Source organism: Arthrobacter sp. SAFR-044 (genome assembly GCF_051965175.1).
Taxonomy (GTDB): Bacteria; Actinomycetota; Actinomycetes; order Actinomycetales; family Micrococcaceae; genus Arthrobacter.
Map to the genome: position 1 here is coordinate 22,458 of NZ_JBQCMK010000001.1, position 18,083 is coordinate 40,540.

At 65.7% G+C, this 18,083-nt stretch carries 18 protein-coding genes; 13 read left to right on the forward strand and 5 right to left on the reverse strand.

The window, feature by feature from the left end; translation table 11 throughout:
- The first annotated feature begins 161 nt into the window (after window positions 1-161).
- Window positions 162-1,178, forward strand: a complete 1,017-nt coding sequence (locus ACTHQS_RS00110; RefSeq protein ID WP_440164971.1) for a LacI family DNA-binding transcriptional regulator — start codon at window positions 162-164, stop codon at window positions 1,176-1,178.
- Between the two features lie 56 nt (window positions 1,179-1,234).
- On the opposite strand, the gene ACTHQS_RS00115 is transcribed toward ACTHQS_RS00110, so the two are convergent.
- Window positions 1,235-2,119, reverse strand: a complete 885-nt coding sequence (locus ACTHQS_RS00115) for a potassium channel family protein (protein WP_440164973.1) — start codon at window positions 2,117-2,119, stop codon at window positions 1,235-1,237.
- A 50-nt stretch (window positions 2,120-2,169) separates the two neighbouring features.
- On the opposite strand from ACTHQS_RS00115, the gene ACTHQS_RS00120 reads away from it, so the two are divergent.
- The 3 genes from ACTHQS_RS00120 to ACTHQS_RS00130 are packed head-to-tail and all read left to right on the forward strand — an operon-like array spanning window position 2,170 to window position 3,921.
- Window positions 2,170-2,682 (forward strand): N-acetyltransferase family protein, encoded by a 513-nt coding sequence (locus tag ACTHQS_RS00120; protein ID WP_440164975.1) that lies wholly within the window; start codon window positions 2,170-2,172, stop codon window positions 2,680-2,682.
- Window positions 2,679-3,344 carry a DUF1214 domain-containing protein gene (locus ACTHQS_RS00125; protein ID WP_440164976.1) on the forward strand — a complete coding sequence of 222 codons (666 nt, stop codon included), beginning with the start codon at window positions 2,679-2,681 and terminating at the stop codon, window positions 3,342-3,344. The genes ACTHQS_RS00120 and ACTHQS_RS00125 overlap by 4 nt, the downstream gene beginning before the upstream one ends.
- 4 nt (window positions 3,345-3,348) lie before the next feature.
- Window positions 3,349-3,921, forward strand: a complete 573-nt coding sequence (locus tag ACTHQS_RS00130; RefSeq protein WP_440164978.1) for a DUF1254 domain-containing protein — start codon at window positions 3,349-3,351, stop codon at window positions 3,919-3,921.
- A 73-nt stretch (window positions 3,922-3,994) separates the two neighbouring features.
- Here the strand turns inward: ACTHQS_RS00130 and ACTHQS_RS00135 are convergent, their stop codons facing one another.
- Window positions 3,995-5,671 (reverse strand): FAD-binding dehydrogenase, encoded by a 1,677-nt coding sequence (locus ACTHQS_RS00135; RefSeq protein ID WP_440164980.1) that lies wholly within the window; start codon window positions 5,669-5,671, stop codon window positions 3,995-3,997.
- A 194-nt stretch (window positions 5,672-5,865) separates the two neighbouring features.
- Here ACTHQS_RS00135 and ACTHQS_RS00140 point away from each other — a divergent pair, with 194 nt between their 5' ends.
- From ACTHQS_RS00140 to ACTHQS_RS00150, 3 genes are all read left to right on the forward strand, one after another.
- Window positions 5,866-6,672, forward strand: a complete 807-nt coding sequence (locus tag ACTHQS_RS00140) for a slipin family protein (RefSeq protein WP_440164981.1) — start codon at window positions 5,866-5,868, stop codon at window positions 6,670-6,672.
- A gap of 159 nt (window positions 6,673-6,831) precedes the next feature.
- On the forward strand, window positions 6,832-8,217 hold the full coding sequence (locus ACTHQS_RS00145; protein ID WP_440164982.1) for an OFA family MFS transporter: 1,386 nt from the start codon (window positions 6,832-6,834) through the stop codon (window positions 8,215-8,217).
- 1 nt (window position 8,218) lies between these two features.
- Window positions 8,219-8,365: an MFS transporter small subunit gene (locus tag ACTHQS_RS00150; protein ID WP_440164983.1), complete on the forward strand. Its 147-nt coding sequence runs from the start codon at window positions 8,219-8,221 to the stop codon at window positions 8,363-8,365.
- Window positions 8,366-8,504: 139 nt separating this feature from the next.
- On the opposite strand, the gene ACTHQS_RS00155 is transcribed toward ACTHQS_RS00150, so the two are convergent.
- A complete protein-coding gene (locus tag ACTHQS_RS00155) occupies window positions 8,505-8,936 on the reverse strand; it encodes a DUF2177 family protein (RefSeq protein WP_440164984.1) in 432 nt (143 codons plus the stop codon).
- A gap of 263 nt (window positions 8,937-9,199) precedes the next feature.
- Between ACTHQS_RS00155 and ACTHQS_RS00160 the strand changes: the two genes are divergently transcribed.
- From ACTHQS_RS00160 to ACTHQS_RS00180, 5 genes are all read left to right on the forward strand, one after another.
- Window positions 9,200-10,069: a DUF1295 domain-containing protein gene (locus ACTHQS_RS00160; RefSeq protein ID WP_440164986.1), complete on the forward strand. Its 870-nt coding sequence runs from the start codon at window positions 9,200-9,202 to the stop codon at window positions 10,067-10,069.
- Between the two features lie 422 nt (window positions 10,070-10,491).
- Window positions 10,492-11,523, forward strand: coding sequence for a hypothetical protein (locus tag ACTHQS_RS00165; RefSeq protein WP_440164987.1), 1,032 nt, complete (start codon window positions 10,492-10,494; stop codon window positions 11,521-11,523).
- Window positions 11,520-13,394: a hypothetical protein gene (locus ACTHQS_RS00170; RefSeq protein ID WP_440164988.1), complete on the forward strand. Its 1,875-nt coding sequence runs from the start codon at window positions 11,520-11,522 to the stop codon at window positions 13,392-13,394. Before ACTHQS_RS00165 ends, ACTHQS_RS00170 begins: the two co-directional genes overlap by 4 nt.
- 215 nt (window positions 13,395-13,609) lie before the next feature.
- On the forward strand, window positions 13,610-14,656 hold the full coding sequence (locus ACTHQS_RS00175; protein ID WP_440164990.1) for a TerC family protein: 1,047 nt from the start codon (window positions 13,610-13,612) through the stop codon (window positions 14,654-14,656).
- A gap of 289 nt (window positions 14,657-14,945) precedes the next feature.
- Window positions 14,946-15,806, forward strand: coding sequence for a GmrSD restriction endonuclease domain-containing protein (locus ACTHQS_RS00180; RefSeq protein ID WP_440164991.1), 861 nt, complete (start codon window positions 14,946-14,948; stop codon window positions 15,804-15,806).
- 106 nt (window positions 15,807-15,912) lie between these two features.
- On the opposite strand, the gene ACTHQS_RS00185 is transcribed toward ACTHQS_RS00180, so the two are convergent.
- A complete protein-coding gene (locus ACTHQS_RS00185; RefSeq protein WP_440164993.1) occupies window positions 15,913-16,356 on the reverse strand; it encodes a hypothetical protein in 444 nt (147 codons plus the stop codon).
- A 195-nt stretch (window positions 16,357-16,551) separates the two neighbouring features.
- Between ACTHQS_RS00185 and ACTHQS_RS00190 the strand changes: the two genes are divergently transcribed.
- Window positions 16,552-16,986: an SRPBCC family protein gene (locus ACTHQS_RS00190; RefSeq protein WP_440164995.1), complete on the forward strand. Its 435-nt coding sequence runs from the start codon at window positions 16,552-16,554 to the stop codon at window positions 16,984-16,986.
- A gap of 220 nt (window positions 16,987-17,206) precedes the next feature.
- On the opposite strand, the gene ACTHQS_RS00195 is transcribed toward ACTHQS_RS00190, so the two are convergent.
- A complete protein-coding gene (locus ACTHQS_RS00195) occupies window positions 17,207-17,830 on the reverse strand; it encodes a DUF4190 domain-containing protein (protein ID WP_440164997.1) in 624 nt (207 codons plus the stop codon).
- Window positions 17,831-18,083 lie beyond the last annotated feature (253 nt).

Sequence of the window (18,083 nt, forward strand, 5' to 3'; positions counted from 1 at the left end):
GAATCGCGAAAGCCAACTAGGAAAATCAGGAAATCGTCTTCCGAGCCCCGACTCTAAGTGACCTGCGTCTCACCTGTCAATGGTTTCTGGTAGGCTTTACAAGGGTTACGGGCAGTTCGTGCAGTCGGGGGAGCTTGTATTCCGCGTCAGGAGAGGGAGGCATGTCGGAAAATAGTTTCCGCAATTCCGGCATAGCGGCAGTAGCCGCGCTCGCGGGAGTTTCGACCGGGACGGTGTCAAAGGCCCTGAACGGCACGGGCCAGCTGCGGGAATCGACCCGGCTGCGAGTCCGGGCTGCCGCTGAAGAGGTTGGCTGGCTGCCCAACGGCGCGGCACGGAGCATCCGCAGCGGCAGGACCTACACCGTGGGGGTGATCACCACGGACAGCTACGGACGTTTCAGCATCCCGATTCTTCGTGGCGTCGAGGATGCACTTGGCTTCGGAGAGATGCTCTGCTTCCTTTGCGACAGCAGGGACGACCCCATCCGGGAGCAGCACTACGTTCGGACACTCCTGGCACGGCAGGTTGACGGGATCATTGCCGTCGGGCGCAAAGTGGATCCACGGACGCCGCTCGGGGAGAACCTGCCAGTGCCCGTCATCTATGCCTTCGCCCCATCCACCGACCCGCAGGACTGCTCAGTCACCGCGGACGAGCGTGGTGGCGCACGCCGGGCCGTTGACCACCTGGTGAAGACCGGCAGGCGCCGGATCGCCCACATCACCGGCCTGGAAAACCATGCGTCCGCTGCACTGCGCGCGGAAGGATTCCTTGCCGCCATGGCCGAGCAGGGACTGGAGCCAGTGGGGGATGTCTGGTACGGAAGCTGGAGTGAGGAATGGGGACACAACGGGGTACGCGCGCTGCTGGCCAACCATCCGGACGTAGACGCCATCTTCTGCGGCAGCGACCAGATTGCGCGGGGCGCCGCCTATGAACTCGAGCGGCATGGCCGGTCGATCCCCGGCGATGTAGCGCTGATAGGCGTTGACAACTGGTCCCCGTTCACCGACGGGTACCGGCCGCATCTTTCCAGCGTGGACCTGAATCTGTCCACCATCGGCCGCCGCGCCGGCGAGGCCCTGCTGTCAGCGCTGGACGGCGTGCCGCGCCCGGGCATTCAGATCGTGGACTGCGACCTCATTGTGCGGGAGTCCTCCGGTCTCCGGGGCTGACAGGCCGTCCGCAGCGGCGTCCAACTGCAGCCTGCCGGCATCCCGCAGGCCAACCTTCACGGTTCCGGGGGCCGCCGGTGCCGGTGGTGGAGCTCGTAGTGGTCGAACACGTCGGAGGACGTGTCTCCCACATGGCCGAACTTTCCGCGCAGCACTTCCGCCAGGTCATCCAGCGCCGCGTAGAGCATCCGCCCGGCGAACTGGAGTTCGGCGTTGCCGCTGCCCTGGGCCTCTGAAGCCAGCTGATCGGCATAGGCAAGAGTGGCCGGAAGCGATCCCCGTTGCTCCACCTCGTGGAAGTAGTAGGTCTCGTTGAAGGACAGAAGGTCGATGCTCACGGCCGCCACGTTCTCAGCCATCGACTCCAGCATCCCTGCGGCATGGCGGGCTTCCAGCGAAGCGATGCCTGCCGGTCCCGCTGCTTCCCGGAACAGGTTCAGCTGGTGGGCCAGCGCCCGCCGCCTGCTCAGCGCCGGGTAGGTCTGCAGGATCCACGAGACCGTGGCGGTCAGCAGGCCAAAACCGGCCACGGCCTGGAAAGCCATCACCAGCCGAAGGACCGGATGGACGGCCACGATTTCGCCGAACCCTGCGGTGGAGAGTGCCACCAGCGAAATGTAGAGCGCCTCGGCGAAGTCGGCCTGGCGCGGGATGTCGCTTGAGTAGGAGAAGCCGCCCGGCAAATGGGGGAGGTACAGCAGTGCCCAGCCCACGGCGGCAAAAGTGGCCCAGGCGGCAATGACGGCCGCCATGGCCAGCGGCGCCGCGATGGAGGAGGCCCCGCCCCTGACTTTTTTCGAGACCAGCCAAAACGCCCGCATGATGGTCCGGCCCACCGGGCCCGAGCCATGCGGGTACAGCAGCGTCAGGAAGACATCGGCGATCATCAGCACAATCAGCGCTGCGCCAACCGCCGTCAAAAGCGCGCCCTCGAAGTCCATGCCTCATCTTAAGTGCCGGGGAGTGCCGGTCCGCTGGCTAGGCTGGCGCCATGGACTTTCATCTTTGCCAAGCCACGCCGGAGGACGCCGAAACGGTGGTGTTCATGCAGACGCAGGCCCACGAGGAGTGCTACCCCCACCTGCTGTCACCGGAGTTCTTCCGCAGGCGCAGGGCAAGCATCCCCGAACGGGTGGAGCGGCGGCGGGCCTTCCTTGCCGTGAAGGATCCGCGGATCCTCGCCTTCGACGCCGGCAACCAGCTGGTGGGCTACGCGGACGCCGGCCCCGGCCGGGAGGAAGATGCCCCGGAAGCCCTGGAACTGTATTCCATCTACACTCTCCGGCGCACGTATGGGACGGGTCTGGGGGCAGCGTTGGTGGACGCCGCCGTCGGCTCCGGCCCCGCCTACCTCTGGGTACTGGAGAACAATCCGCGCGCCCTGGCCTTTTACCTGAAGCAGGGGTTCCGGCCGGACGGCAGGCGCAACACCCTGCCGCCCGAATGGGACGCCCTGCCCGAATTCCGGCTGGTCCGGCGCGCTAAGGAGGCAACGGGCCGTTGAGGCGCACCTACGCCTACTTCGCCACGCTGGTGGGCATGGTCTGCGTGGCGTTCATCCTCGCCATGCTCTTCCTTCCGCTGACGCGCACCGTCCGCAGCGACGTGCTGCAGGGCTTCCTGATCGGCTTTGGCCTGGCTTTCGTTACTGCCCAGGTGTACGCCCGGATCAAAGCCGTCCGGGCGAACGGGTGGATCACCATGCCCGGCCTGGGCGATCCGGGCAACGGCGTGCTGATGCGCGCTGCCTGCGCCCAGTTGTTCCCGGGCCCTGTGAATACAGCGGAAGAGGCGGTTTACTGGTGGGCCAACTCAGACGCCTCAGGCGCCCAACTGACCGGCCAGCACCAGTACGTCCTCCGGTTCCCGCCCGGCGGACTGCCGCCCACCAACGCCTTTTGGTCACTGACGATGGGTGACGCCCGGAACCGCTTCGTCCCCAACCCCCTCCGGCGGTACAGCGTGAGCGACAGGTCCGGACTGGTCCCCGGCCCGGACGGCTCCGTTGAGGTCTACATCCAGGCCACCCCTCCGGCAGGCCGCGAACCTAACTGGCTGCCCGCCCCGGCTGGAAAGTTCATTCTCTGGCTGCGGGTCTACGAGCCCGGCCCGGCGGTCATGGACGGAATTTATGTGGTACCCCCAGTGGCCAGGGCGGAAACGTGACGTCATGAGGCTGGAACACCTGCTCATCTTCGGCACGGTCATGGCGGCCACGTGGGTTGCTGCCACGTACTTTTGGCCGCGCATGCTCCTGTCCGTGTTCAAGCGGGCCATCCTGGTCAAAGGCTTCGGCGACGGTCCCGTTCCCGTCAACACCCTCTACACCCAGTCGGAAGCACTCTTCGCTGATCCACTCGATATGCCCGCGGGCACGTCCAAAGTGGCAGCTGCCGGCGTCAACCGTGACACCCTCCTGACGTTGGGTTGGCTGGACCTCTCGAAAGGTCCACTGGTGCTGCACGTGCCTGACATGGGAGGGCGCTACTACAGCGTGCAGTTCACCAACCCGCACACCAACACCAACTTCGCCTACGTCGGCAAGCGCACCACCGGCACAGGGGCAGGGGACTTCCTCATCACCGGGCCGGGCTCGAGCGGCGCCATCCCCGAGGGGGTGCGGCACATCTCCTCGCCCACCCGTTCCGTGCTCCTCATCGGCCGGGTACTGGTCTACAACGATGCCGACCTGCCAACCGCGCACGGGCTCGCATCGCAGCTGCGGTTGTCGCCGCTTCGGTGACGGTGGAGGAGAGGCAGCGTTCGACGGCGGCGCGGGGCTGAGTGGGCGCCTCGGGCTTGGGTGCCGCGCAGCATTACAGGGCCCGGGTGAGGGTCCGGCCCACAGTGAGTCCGGTGAAGATGCACCCGCCGAGGAAGGTGCCTTCGAGCGCGTTGTACCCGTGGGCGCCGCCGCCGCCGAATCCGGCAGCCTCGCCGGCGGCGTACAGGCCCTGGATGGGAAGGCCGTCGTGTCCCAGTGCCTGGCCGGACAGGTTGGTCTGGATCCCGCCCAGTGTTTTGCGCGTGACCACATGCAGCCGCACGGCAATCAGCGGACCGGCTTTCGGGTCCAGGATCCGGTGCGGCTTGACGGTGCGGAACAGCCTGTCGCCCAAATAGCGCCGGCTGTTGCGGATGCCCGCTACCTGGGTGTCCTTGGAGTAGGGGTTCCGGATCTCGGCGTCGCGCTCCTCGATCTGCCGCCTGAGCTGCCCGTGGTCCAGCAGCGGCTGGTCTGTCAGTCCGTTCATCCCGTGGACCAGGTCCGCCAGGTTGTCCGCCACCACAAAATCAGCGCCGTGCTCCTTGAACGCCTCGATGGGACCGGACGCGCCGCGGCCCAGCCGGGCCTTCAGCAGCAGCTTGAGGTCCCGGTTGGTGATGTCCGGGTTCTGCTCCGAGCCGGAGAGGGCGAACTCCTTCTCGATGATGCGCTGGTTGAGGATGAACCAGGAATGGTCGTACTGCTGGATGTCCGGGGTTGTCCGCAGGAGGCGGAGGGTTCCCAGGGTGTCGTAGCCGGGCAGGCCGGGGGAGGGGAGCCGCCGGCCCAGGGCGTCGAACCAGAGCGACGACGGGCCGGGCAGGATCCGGATGGCGTGGCCCGGCCAAATGGGGTTCCAGTTCTGGATGCCCTCCGTGTAGTGCCACATGCGGTCCCGGTTCACCAGCCGGACGCCTGACTCGTCGGCAATGTCCAGCATCCGGCCGTCCACGTGCTCCGGCACCCCGGTGACCAGCTTCGACGGCGCCGTCCCCAGCCGGTCGGGCCACCAGCGCCGCACCTGGTCATGGCTGCCGCCGATCCCGCCGGATGCGACCACAACGGCCTGGGCCCGCAGTTCGAACCCGCCCACAACGTCCCGGTTGGAGGATACGCCGCGCGGGGACGCGTCCGGCGCCAGCACAGCGCCGCGCACCCCGGTGACCGTGCCGCCGTCGTACGTTAGACCGTCCACCCGGTGCCGGAAGTAAAACCGGACGCTGCCCGCCGACGCCGCCTCCCGGGCCTTGTCCGCGAACGGTTCCGAGACCCCGGTGCCGGTGCCCCACGGGACGTGGAAGCGGGGGACCGAGTTGCCGTGTCCGCCTGCCCTGCCGTCGCCGCGCTCGGCCCAGCCCACCAGCGGCGTGAACCGGATGCCCTGCTCCTGCAGCCAGGCGCGTTTCTCCCCGGCGGCGAACTCCACGTACGCGCGGCCCCACTGCTGCGCCCACTCGTCCTCAGGGTGCGGGCCGGACAGCCGGTCCCACTGCGCCGAGCCCTGCCAGTCCTGCCACGCCAGCCCGAAGGAGTCCTTCACGCCCAGCCGGCGCTGCATCGGGGTGTCCACCAGGAAGAGGCCGCCCAGCGACCAGAACGCCTGGCCACCCAGGTTGGCCTGGTTCTCCTGGTCCACGATTGCCACGCGCTTGCCGGCCCGGACCAGCTCATTGCTGGCAACCAGCCCGGCCAGGCCGGCGCCGATGATGATGACGTCCGCGTCCATGCGATCCCCGCCCTGCCTGAAGATAAGTGAGAGTCCTGCATCAACCTACAGCAGCAGGGCCGGCGGCAGTTCCGGGTTCGCGGGACTCCAAGGGTTTCCCCCACCCCTTTGGTGGGACAATGGAGCCAGGATTCCTGTCACGGTACCGGCCCCGGCACCGGCACGTTCCGCTCATAAACCAGGAGGGGATCCTGATGGACCCCACCACTGTCATTGTGATTGTTGTTGTCATCCTGCTGCTCATCGTTGCGAAGATGTCCATTCGAATCGTGCGCCAATACGAGAAGGGTGTGCTCTTCCGGCTCGGCAGGGTTATCGGTGTCAGGGACCCGGGGCTGCGGCTGATCGTCCCGGTCATCGACCGATTGCCGCTGGTCAGCCTTCGGATCGTGACCATGCCCATCCAGTCCCAGGGCATCATCACCCAGGACAACGTGAGCGTGGACGTCTCAGCGGTGGCCTACTACCGGGTGGTGGACGCCGTGAAGTCCATTGTCGCCATCGAAAACGTTGCCGCGGCCATCGACCAGATCGCCCAGACCACCCTGCGGAAGGTCGTGGGCCAGCACACCCTGGACCAGACCCTGTCCGAGACCGCGCGGATCAACGCTGACATCCGGCAGATCCTCGATGTGCTCAGCGTCGAGTGGGGCGTGGAAGTCACGTTGGTAGAACTGAAGGACATCCAGCTGCCCGAAAGCATGAAGCGCGCTATGGCCCGCCAAGCTGAAGCTGAACGGGAAAAGAGGGCGAAGATCATCGCCGCCGAAGGTGAAGCTATTGCCGCAACAGCCCTCGGTGACGCCTCCGACACCATGATGGCCCATCCGCTGGCCCTGCAGCTTCGAAACCTCCAGTCCCTCGTGGAAATCGGCGTCGACAAGAACACCACCGTGGTTTTCCCGGCACCGCTCATGAGCACCATCGGCGAACTTTCGGCGTTCCTGGCCCGGGAGGGCCAGGCGGCGTCGTCCGGCAAACCACCCATCAAGGCCGCCTGACCGCCGCTCGCCGTAAAATCCGCGCCGCTCAGCGCGCCAACAGTACGTTTGCTGATCAATTGCATGATGATTGCCCAAGGCAAGAGGCTTGGCTCAACAAGGTCTTTAGCCTCTGGATCGATCAGACATCGACGTCATCGAAAGCAAAGGGAATCAACCATGGGCTTCCTGGACCGTGACCACTCCATCGCCCCGCCGGGCTTCAACCGCTGGCTGGTCCCGCCGGCGGCGCTCGCCGTCCACTTGTGCATTGGCCAGGCCTACGCCACCAGCGTGTACAAGACGGCGTTGGTCAAGCACTTCGGGGCCAGCCTGACCGAGGTCGGCGTGGTCTTCTCCATCGCCATCGTCATGCTGGGACTTTCCGCCGCGGTCATGGGCACCTGGGTGGACACCAACGGCCCGCGCAAGGCGATGTTCACGTCCGCGATGTTCTGGGCGGGCGGCTTCCTCATCGGCTCGGCGGGCATCTTCACCCGGCAGCTCTGGCTGGTCTACCTGGGCTACGGCGTGGTGGGCGGCATCGGACTGGGCATCGGCTACATCTCGCCGGTGTCCACCCTGATCAAGTGGTTCCCGGACCGGCCGGGCCTGGCCACTGGCATGGCGATCATGGGTTTCGGCGGCGGCGCGCTGATCGCCAGCCCTGTGTCCCAGGCCCTGCTCAAGGCGTACGACCCCAACTCCGGTGCGCAGGGCTGGGTTGCCAGCGGTGACGCCGTGGGCAAGCTCTTCCTGACCCTCGCCGTCGTCTATCTCGCCTACATGCTGTTCGGTGCGTTCACCGTCCGGGTGCCTGCCGACGGGTGGCGTCCCGCCGGGTTCGACCCCGCCAAGGTCAAGGCGGCCAAACTGGTGACCACCGAAAACGTCTCGGCGAAGAACGCCATCAAGACCCGGCAGTTCTGGCTGGTGTGGGTGGCCCTGTTCTGCAACGTCACGGCGGGCATCGGCATCCTGGAGCAGGCGGCGCCCATGATCCAGGACTTCTTCAGGCAGTCCGACGGCAAATCCCTGGTGAGCGCCGGCGTGGCCGCGGGCTTCGTGGGGCTGCTGTCCATCGGCAACATGTCCGGCCGGTTCGCCTGGTCCGCCACCTCCGACGTCACGGGCCGCAAGCGGATCTACATGGTGTACCTGGGCGTGGGTGCCGTGCTGTACACGGTGCTGGCGCTTGCCGGGTCCAGCGCCACGGCCCTCTACGTGGTGCTCGCCTTCGTCATCATCTCGTTCTATGGAGGCGGCTTTGCCACCGTCCCGGCCTACCTGCGGGACCTGTTCGGGACGTACCAGGTGGGCGCCATCCACGGCCGGCTGTTGACCGCCTGGTCCGCCGCCGGAGTGGCGGGGCCGCTGATCGTCAACAGCATCCTGGACGCGCAGGGCAAGCCGGGCCAGCTGAATGCCGCTTCCTACCAGCCCGCCCTGCTGACCATGGTTGCGCTGCTGGTGATCGGTTTTGTAGCCAACCTGCTGGTCAAACCCGTCGACGCACGGTTCCACGAATCCCGCCCCGAGCGGCATGTATCCACCAGGGAGGCCTGACATGAGCAGCACCGCACACACCCACGGCGCACACGAGCCGGTCAACAAGTCCACCGGAAGGCTGGTCCTGGCGTGGGTCCTGGTAGGGATCCCGCTGGCTTATGGCGTCTTCCAGACGCTGACCCAGGTGGTCGCCCTGTTCGGTTAGTCTCCGCCTGGCGTCAGACTGGCCCGGTTTTGACGGCCGAACGGCGGTGGTTGCCCGTTGTTTCCCTCGCTGTGCGCTGAAAACTGGGCCAGTCTGTGCGCCCGGAAAGCATGCTCGGCGTGACGCCGGTGACCCAGCCTCAGGCCGCGGCGGGCTTCCTGAGCCGCCGGCGCAGGACGGTTGAGGCCACCCATGTCACCAGGCTGCACGCTGCGGCGCCCCAGAGGATGTCCGTCACGGCCACCAGCGCGGTGAAATCCTTCAGCACGGCGAACCCGGTCAGCGCCCATGTGGCGTAGGTGAAGAACCCGAACAGCGCTGCCCCGGTGACCCGCTGCCGCACCGAGGCGTCCGGGTCATTGGGCCGGACGCCGTAGTGCACCATGCCCGCCACAAAGACGACGTAGAACAGCACAGCGCCCGGCAGGTTGGCCTTGGGCGCGAGCAAGTGGCCGATCTGGCCTTGGTAGAGCGGGTTGGCCACCAGCAGGATCCAGATCAGGTCCAGCACGGCGAAAATCACGGCGCTGGCAACGTAGGCGGTCAGCCAGTTCTTGGTGCGGGGGCTCACGGTGGGCTCCTTGGCTCGGGTGCGGTTCAGGGGTGGTTCGCAGCCAGTGCCGGGGCTGGACTGCCGGGAAAGCGGATTGTTCCGGGAAGGGCGGGCCCCGCACACCTGCCAGGTCCACCCATACCACCCCGCTTCTGCTCCGAAGACTAAGTGGACAAGGCCACCAGGGCTGCGTTGTTGTTGGATCCAACCGTGCCCGGAGGGGTGCGGACGGGGACTGCCGTGCAGCAGCGCGCGGCGGACCAGGGGAAAGGAATCTGTCCGTGAACGAAAAGAGCCGCAAGGCCCTCATCAGCACCATCATTGCCGTAGTGGTGGCGGTGCTCATCGCCCTCGCCGGAAACCAGGGCGGCTCGAGGATCGGCGGGTTTCCCGTGTTTGCGCTGGGGGTTTCCATAGCCTTCGTGATCCAGTGGCTGGTGTTCATCCCTTCCTACAAGGCGCAGACAGAAAAGTTTTACGACCTCACCGGTGCCCTGACCTACATCTCCATCACGGTGCTCCTGGTGCTGGCGTCCCCCGGCGTGGACGCCCGCGGCATGCTGCTTGCGGCCATGGTGGTGCTGTGGGCCGCGCGGCTGGGCAGCTTCCTGTTCCTGCGGATCAGCAAGCACGGCAAGGACGACCGCTTTGATGAGCTCAAGCCGGACTTTTTCCGCTTCCTGAACACGTGGACCATCCAGGGCCTGTGGGTGGTCCTCACTGCGGCGCTCGCGTGGGTTGCCATCACCTCGGACAAGAAGGTGGGCCTGGACGGGTTCTTCTGGGTGGGCCTCTTGGTGTGGCTCGGCGGCATCACCATCGAGACCGCGGCGGACCTCCAGAAGAACCGCTTCAAGGACGACCCCGCCAACAAGGGACGCTTCATCAGCACCGGCCTGTGGTCCAGGTCCCGCCACCCCAACTACTTTGGCGAGATCACCCTGTGGGTGGGCGTGGCCATCATCGCCCTGCCGGTGCTGCAGGGCTGGCAGTGGGCGGCCCTGATTTCGCCGGTGTTCGTGGCGCTGCTGCTGATCAAAGGCAGTGGCGTGCCGCCTTTGGAGAAGAAGGCGGACAAGAAGTGGGGCGGCCAGGCGGACTACGAGGAGTACAAGAAGAACACTCCGGTGCTGGTGCCCAGGTTCAGGTAGGACTTCTTCGCCCAAGACGTACGACGGCGGCACACGGGTTGGGTGCCGCGGTGCTGCCGGCCACTGGGGACAGGAGGGATATCCAAGATGGTTGCCTTGGGTAAGTACGGTGCATGCACGGAAGCAGGTAGCTGTTACTCGTGACTTCCCCTTGCCCCGGCTCCTAGTCTCAAACGACAGTGCGGCCAGGAGACTGGCCGTCTGCCATGTAAATGCTGCTGGGGCAGGGAATTCAACTCTGGGGAGCAACGATGCGGGACCGTGGATTGGGTCGCCTTGGCGGCCGGGGCAGCAACGGCAGGATTTCCTGGCTTGGCTTACCGCGGGGAGGCCATCCCTTCACGGGCCATCATCCACCCGGTTCCAGGGATCTCCGGCCTCCGGCCATTCTGACAGCGCTCCTGCTGGCAGTTGAAGGTGGCATGGTGCTCCTGCCGGTTGCCGCGACAGCCGCAGGGCCGGAGCTGCCGCCTGCCACGAACTGTTCGGTGCGGCTGTTCCCAGGCCTGGGCGGCAGGGGCAGCAATGTGACCGCAGCTGCCGGTAACGGCCTCGCGGTCGGCCTCGCCGACAACGCTGCCGGTGACTCCGCGCCCGTGCTCTGGCGTGACGGTCAGCCGACTCCTATCAACGTCCCACTTGATGCGGCGGCGCCTGCGTCGGTAAACGCGGCTGGAATCGTCGTCGGCACCGGGTACGACGCCGCCAACCAGGCCCTCGTGGGCTGGTGGTGGCAGGACGGGCAGTACCATCTCCTTCCCGTTAGCCCCGGTGATATCGCCCTCCCTTCGGTGATTTCTGACAACGGCGTTGTGGCCGGGGCGTTGGTCGCCGACGAGGAGCACTCCGACGGACCTGGCGCCGATGAGGACGAGCGACCCGCCGTCTGGTCCAGCGTGACCTCGGCCCCGCGGGAACTCACGCTGCCCTCCGGTGCGCGCGGCGGTCATGCGTTCGCGGTCGGCCCCGACGGCACGGCCGGCGGAGTGGCGCTGGGCGACGACGCAACTCCGGTCCTGTGGTCGCCGGCTGGCGACCCCCGGGCCTTGCCAACCGTCGCCGGGCGGGGCGGCGTAGTGCTCGCGATCGACTCTGCCGGTCAGGCGCTCGGCCAGAGCGCCGTGCCGCAAGGAACCCACGCTGCCGCGTGGGACGCTTCCGGTGTCACGGACGTAGGCACAGCGGCCGCCGGTCCCACTTCAAGCGCACAGGCAGGCACTGCGGGGATCGCCGTGGGTACGGGCAGCACGCCGTCCTTCCGCGGATCCCGGCCCCAAGCGGTGATGTGGATGGGCAAGAGCGCGCGGATCCTGGCTCCGGGAACCGACGGCCAGTTCGCTGGAGTGTCCGGGGCGGCGACCTCCGTTTCACGCCAGGGTGACACCACCGTGGTCGTCGGTTACTCAGCGGCAGTTGACGGGCTTCGCCGCGCGACCGAATGGAGCTGCAAGTGAACGGCCACGGGCGCATGCGCCATCCACTGCGCAGAGTGCTGGCAGTCCTGCTGGGCACCACCCTTGTCCTTGCAAATGTCTACTTCCTCGCCACCTCACGGGAGTCGCAGGCTACCGCCGCGACTTCGGTGAGCCTGGGATTCGCCGGCGACACCGGTGGCAACACGGTGACCGGCAAAGTGATCGACGCCGCGCGCAACGCCGGGGTCGGGGCAATGATGAACCTCGGTGACCTGTCCTACTCCCAGATCACCCCGGAGTCTGCCTGGTGCTCGTTCGTCTCACAGCATGCCGGAACCATGCCGTATGAATTCATCACCGGCAACCACGAGGACGACGGACCCGACGGACTGTGGTCCAAGTTCGCTTCCTGCCTCCCGGACAAGCTCGGCTCAGTCGGCAACTATGCCCAGCAGTTCTATACCGACTACCCGGCCAGCAGCCCGTTGGTCCGGATGATCATGGTCTCCCCGAAGCTGACATACAGCGGTTCGGGCCTTGACTGGTCGTACAAGTCCGGCACCCAGGGCTACAAGTTCGTGACGTCGGCAATTGACTCGGCGCGCGCTGCCGGGATCCCGTTCATCGTCGTGGGGATGCACATGTACTGCCTGTCCATGGTCAATTACCCCTGCGCCGCCAGCCCTGACCTGATGAACATGCTTGTTTCCAAGAAGGTGGATCTGTACCTTCAGGCACACGACCACGCGTACGCGCGCAGCTATCCGCTAGCACTCAAGGGCAGTTGCACGGCCATCCCAGTCAGCAGCTTCAACCCTGACTGCGTGGCTGATACCAACCCCAACGGGCAATTCGCCGCCGGCACCGGGACTATCCTGGCCACGGTGGGTTCGGGCGGCAGATCGATCAACAGCGAGAGCAACACGACGACGGCGCCGTACTTCCAGAGTTTCATGGGCAGCAACAACAACCCAACCTATGGCTTCCTGAAGGTTTCCGTGACCAGCACTACATTGACGGGTTCATTCGTCCGCGCCTCCGGCGGGACCTATACGGACAGTTTCACGGTCACCAGGTCGGCACCTGCGCCGAGCCCGACGCCCACGCCCACGCCCACGCCGACGCCGACGCCGACGCCGACGCCGACACCCACCACGACGACGACACCCACGCCGACTCCGACGACGACCTCGCCGACGCCCACTCCAACGCCGACGACGACCTCGCCGACGCCGGGAGCGGTCTCGGTCCGGTCGACGGCAACCGGAGCCGGCGAGCTGACCGCATCGGGCTCGTACACTGCCACCCTGCCGGCAGGCTGGCAGCCAGGGGACACAGTGTTCCTGTTCTCGCAGGTGACTGTTTCAAGCTCGGCGAACACCACTGCCCCAGCGGGATGGACGCGGGCAGTGGGCGACTTCACCAGTGCCGGGTCCACCTCGGCACACCAGGCGGTCTGGTACCGGGTGATGCAGGCCGGGGACAGTGCGCCGAACGTGCCTGAACCCGCCTCCCGGTATGCGTGGTCGACGGTTGCGGTGCAGGGCGCAAACACCACCACGCCACTGGACGTCACACCTGCCACTGACACCAACAGTGGGGTGGCCTACCCGGCAGTCCGGGCTCCATCAATCACCCCGGTAACCCCGGGAGCGTTGTTGCTGACGGCACACGGGGCGCGGAACGGCACCAACTCGGCCACCACGTCATTCGCGCCACCGGCGGGGATGTCCGAGGTCAGCGACGCAACGTCCGGCATTGCATCCAAGTCGAACGCGGCCATCGAGGTCGATTCGCTCCCGCTGACCGATACGTCCGCCACGGGCACCAAGACGGCCACCGCAGCGTCAAGCTCCGGCACGACCATCAACCAGTGCGGCTCGGCCATCGTGGTTCGGCCCGCGGGGTAGCCCGGAGACGTTAGAAGAACGACGGCGGCATCCGGAACCGGGTGCCGCCGTCGCCCGTTCATCAGATACCATTTAACCCATCAAGGGGAGTACTCCCGTCTGTGAGTGGCCCGTCAATACGGATGCAGCGATGTATCCCGGGCCACCGGCTCCGGTTCCACCGGGCGGAGGAGACCTTGGCGTCCATGCCACGCCTACCCCTTGGAGTACCCGCCATGCAGGTAACACCCCTCGTCTGGATCATCACCATTGCCGTGACAATCCTGTTCTTCGTTTACGAGTTCTTTGCCCACGTCCGCAAACCGCACGAACCGTCCATCGGCGAATCGGCGCGCTGGTCCGCGTTCTACATAGGACTCGCGCTCCTGTTCGGCGTCGGGATCGGTGTGGTCTCGGGCTGGACCTTCGGTGGCGAGTACTTCGCCGGCTACCTCACCGAAAAGGCCCTGTCCGTGGACAACCTGTTCGTCTTCCTTATCGTGATGACGGGGTTCGCCGTTCCCAGGAAGTACCAGCAGAAGGTGCTGATGGTGGGCATCATCATCGCCCTCATCCTCCGCGGCGGCTTCATCGCCATCGGGGCCACGCTGATCGCGAACTTCTCCTGGGTGTTCTACATCTTCGGTGCGCTGCTGCTGTTCCTCGCATACCGGCAGGCGTTCGGCGGCCACGATGCCAATCCGGCCGACGGCAGGTTCATGAAGCTGGTGCACCGCGTCCTGCCGGTCACCCCGGACTACCACCGGGACCGGCTCACGGTGAAGCTGGACGGCAAGCGCTTCGTCACACCCATGCTGCTCACCATCATCGCCATCGGCTTCGTGGACCTGATCTTCGCCGTCGACTCGATCCCCGCGATCTACGGCCTGACCAGCGAGGCGTACATCGTCTTCACCGCCAACGCCTTCGCCCTCATGGGACTGCGGCAGCTGTTCTTCCTCATCGGCGGCCTGCTGGAACGCCTGGTGTACCTGGCCCAGGGCCTGGCCGTCATCCTCGCGTTCATCGGGGTGAAGCTCGTCTTCCACGCCCTGCACGTCAACGAGCTTTCCTTCATCAACGGCGGCCAGCCGCTCCTGTGGGTGCCGCAGGTCCCCATCTGGTTCTCGCTGCTCTTCATCGGCGCCACCATCCTGGTGGCCACCGTGGCCAGCCTGGTCAAGACCCGCAGGGGGATTGGCGGCGGCGGGCACGCCGCCCAGGGTGATGCGGACACTCCGTCGGTCGAGGGTGCGGACTCCGCTGCCGGTACCCACCGATAGCTGCTGGCCGGCATGCAGGAAGACGGACGACGGCGGCACCCACCTTGGGTGCCGCCGTCGCCGCGTGTGTAGGAGAAGACACGGCGCTTCCATCCGCACAGCGCCATACGAGGCTGAGGGCGCAGGGAGAGGGTACGCCGCAGGATTTGCACAGGAGTCGGAGAGGATTGACCGAGTTCCGGTGAAACCAGCCATTCGGCGGATGTGCCGCCGTTAGGCTTTTCGGTGGCGTCAGCAGGTATGGGGGGCTGACGCCGCTAACTCTTCGCACATTAACCTGGGGGCTGCATTGTCTGGTTACACGGCCTTGCCCAACATCACGCCTGCGTCCGGCACCCGCTGGGCTGCCGCCGTCGTCCTTTCCGCCGTGCTGGCCCTCTGTAGCGCAAACCTGCCGGCGGTTGCTGCCGACAGCACCACCACGACGCAAGCCGTGCAGGCGGCCGACCTGCTTGAGGCCCTGCCGATAAAGGGCCGGGCGCCCAAAACCGGGTACGAGCGCTCGCTGTTCGGGGCAACGTGGGCGGACGTGGACCAGAACGGCTGCGACACCCGGAATGACATCCTCAACCGGGACCTGACCGGGATCACCTACGTCAACAGCGTCCCGTGCACCGTCAAGACCGGTGTGCTCGCAGACCCCTACACTGGCACCGCCATCGACTTCGTCCGCGGCACCACCACCAGCAGCGCCGTGCAGATCAACCATGTGGTGGCACTCAGCGACGCGTGGCAGAAGGGTGCGCAGCAGCTGACCACGGAGCAGCGGACGGCCTTCGCCAACGATCCGCTGAACCTGCAGGCCACGGACGGGCCCACCAACCAGCAAAAGGGCGACGGCGACGCCGCCACCTGGCTGCCGCCGGCCAAGGGCTTCCGGTGTGAGTACGTGGCCCGGCAGGTTTCGGTGAAGGCGCGCTACAGCCTGTGGGTGACGCAGGCGGAGCACGACGCGATCGCCGGGATCCTGGCCGCCTGCCCCGGCCAGCCGGCCCCGACCACTGTGGCGCCTGCAGGCGCCAGCACTGTCGTCTACTACGCCAACTGCGCGGAGGTGGTGGCTGCCGATGCGGCCCCGCTGTATGCGGGAACCGCCGGCTACCGGTCAGGGCTGGACGGCGACGGCGACGGGGTGGCCTGCGAGGGCTGAGCACCTCCGGTTGCTCCCCAAGGGTGCCGGCCCGTGGGTGGCCGGTCAGCAGTCCTCGCCAGGGAGGGCGGCCTGGGGGACGGATGCGGCCGGTTTGGATCGGAGGTTAACGCGGTGTGCCCGGTCGCGCTTGCGGAGGGGCGTCATGCTGCACCGACACACCTGTGATGATCGCGAAGGCCAAGAGTAGTACCAACGGTGTTTGGAGAATCGGGCCCAAAAGCGCGAACCCCGAGTCCGCAACAGGTTTTGCCGCGGCGATGAGGCACGCGATGTCCATTGCCAGGGCCACCACGTACCCGGCGATGAAGACGACAGTAAGTGCCGCCGGCCTGTAGTCCTTTGTGATGGTCCGTACTGCCGAGTCGTAAGCCAGGAACTTGAGCCCGATGAAGATCGGAGTGAAGGTCAGAACATCCCAGATGCTCACATCCTCCGGGAACCTGCGCAGCGGGACGCTCGTGTTGCCCTGGTAAACGCCCTCGGAAAAGAACCAAAAGCTGCCCACGTGGATCGCGATCAGCAGGGCTGAGACCAGCCCGAACCTCAACCATGTTCCATGCGGTGTCATCCCCATCGCCCAGTATGGCCCTGTTCGTCACGTGGTTTTCAAGGCAGTTGCGGCAAACTTGAGGTGTGGCGGCGGTGCTGGCCGTTCATGCCTTCCCCGGACGCGCCGCCGATGGCAGATTATCTCTTGGTACCGCGACATTCGGACACGTAAAGACACGCTTAAGGGGCAACCATGGCTCACGCCGAGAACCAGATCACCATCAGCCGTTCGCCCGCCGAGGTATACATGTTCCTGGCCGACGGGTTGAACAATACGGCTTGGCGTACAGGCGTTCAGTCCATCTCCCTGAAGAGCGGCACTCCCGGAACGCTTGGCGCGGTATACAGGCAAACACTAAGCGGACCGGGCGGCCGGGCCATCGACGGCGACTATGAGATCACCGCCGCGGAACCCGGCACGCTCCTCGGTTTCCAGGTGGTGGCCGGTCCCGCACGCCCATCCGGTGCCTACCACCTCGGGCCATCCAACGGCGGGACGAAGGTCCGTTTCACCCTGGATTTGCAGCCCAAGGGGCTGATGAAACTCATGGGGCCGGTGGTCCAGCGCACCATGGACCAGGAGGTCGCCCAGCTGGCAAAGCTCAAAACAGTCCTCGAGGCGCGCTAGGAACGAGCCCCATCACTGACCCAGGCATCACGACGGCGGCACCCGGGTTGCGTGCCGCCGTTCGGCTTTGGCCACCCGAGGCTTGACAGGCGAATACGGCGCCGTGCCCAGCGAGGGGTGGCTTAAATTGAACATTAGAGCCCGGACGAAGTGGGCACGAGTCCGGGTAAAGCTGGTGCGGGGAAGCAATCCGCCGCCCAGTACCAGCCCTAATCCAGTTCTACTTCTGCCAGGTGTTCCCAGAGCAGGAAGCGTGCGCGCCGGTGCCACTGCCCGTGTTCTTTCCTGCACTCTTTCCGTCGACCAGGATCTCGCAAGAGACTGCACCCGAAGCGTCGGAGTAGCTCCCCGTCACAGAGATGCTCGTGACATTGAATTCCTTCGACGTGATGGATTTCTTCCATTCAGCAGTGATGTCTTCTGTCGAAGTTCCGCCAGGAGTCCAGTAGGAAATGTGTGCGGGACCGGACGTAGTTACCACGTACTCTACGGTGTGCTCGGCATTGATCTTGTCATCGATTGACTTTGCGGCGGCGCTAACACCCGCAGTCACCGCGCCGGCGACGATCAGGCTGACGACACCGAGGATGACTCCGGTGATGGCCATGCCCTTTTTTCGGTTCTTAAGGAACAGGGCGATGATACCGAGAATGATTGCCACGGGACCGAGAAAGAAGGAAATCATTCCTACTAGCGGGATCATGCTGAAAACGGCGGCAACAATGCCGACGACCAGTGCTGCAACACCGAGGCCATTCTGGCGTTTTTCTCCTAGGATGCGGACGTGGTGAACAGGCTGCTCCGGCATTTTAGGATACGCGGTGTTGTTCTTGATATCGGACATGATTTTCCCCTTTTATGGTGCAAGTGAGACCTTGCGAATTGCTTCTGTAAAGTGCAGCCAGCTAGAACAGCTTACGAACGGCGGAAGATGGCATCGCCTGGGCAGGCAATTGTCTTTGTGAGGTGGAACCAGCAGCACAGGTCCAGGCGGGAAGTTCTCCCGATGCGCACTGTGAGGCGGGCACCAGGGAAGACACTAATGACCGAAGTTCCATTTACCACGAAGTACATCCCCCATAGACAAGCAACGTCGG

Coding starts and splice junctions, on each gene's coding strand:
- ACTHQS_RS00120 (WP_440164975.1), top strand. CDS start 2,170: ATGGACTTTCATCTTTGCCAAGCCACGCCGGAGGACGCCGAAACGGTG.
- ACTHQS_RS00135 (WP_440164980.1), bottom strand. CDS start 5,671: ATGGACGCGGACGTCATCATCATCGGCGCCGGCCTGGCCGGGCTGGTT.
- ACTHQS_RS00145 (WP_440164982.1), top strand. CDS start 6,832: ATGGGCTTCCTGGACCGTGACCACTCCATCGCCCCGCCGGGCTTCAAC.
- ACTHQS_RS00165 (WP_440164987.1), top strand. CDS start 10,492: ATGGTGCTCCTGCCGGTTGCCGCGACAGCCGCAGGGCCGGAGCTGCCG.
- ACTHQS_RS00130 (WP_440164978.1), top strand. CDS start 3,349: ATGAGGCTGGAACACCTGCTCATCTTCGGCACGGTCATGGCGGCCACG.
- ACTHQS_RS00110 (WP_440164971.1), top strand. CDS start 162: ATGTCGGAAAATAGTTTCCGCAATTCCGGCATAGCGGCAGTAGCCGCG.
- ACTHQS_RS00115 (WP_440164973.1), bottom strand. CDS start 2,119: ATGGACTTCGAGGGCGCGCTTTTGACGGCGGTTGGCGCAGCGCTGATT.
- ACTHQS_RS00175 (WP_440164990.1), top strand. CDS start 13,610: ATGCAGGTAACACCCCTCGTCTGGATCATCACCATTGCCGTGACAATC.
- ACTHQS_RS00150 (WP_440164983.1), top strand. CDS start 8,219: ATGAGCAGCACCGCACACACCCACGGCGCACACGAGCCGGTCAACAAG.
- ACTHQS_RS00140 (WP_440164981.1), top strand. CDS start 5,866: ATGGACCCCACCACTGTCATTGTGATTGTTGTTGTCATCCTGCTGCTC.
- ACTHQS_RS00190 (WP_440164995.1), top strand. CDS start 16,552: ATGGCTCACGCCGAGAACCAGATCACCATCAGCCGTTCGCCCGCCGAG.
- ACTHQS_RS00195 (WP_440164997.1), bottom strand. CDS start 17,830: ATGTCCGATATCAAGAACAACACCGCGTATCCTAAAATGCCGGAGCAG.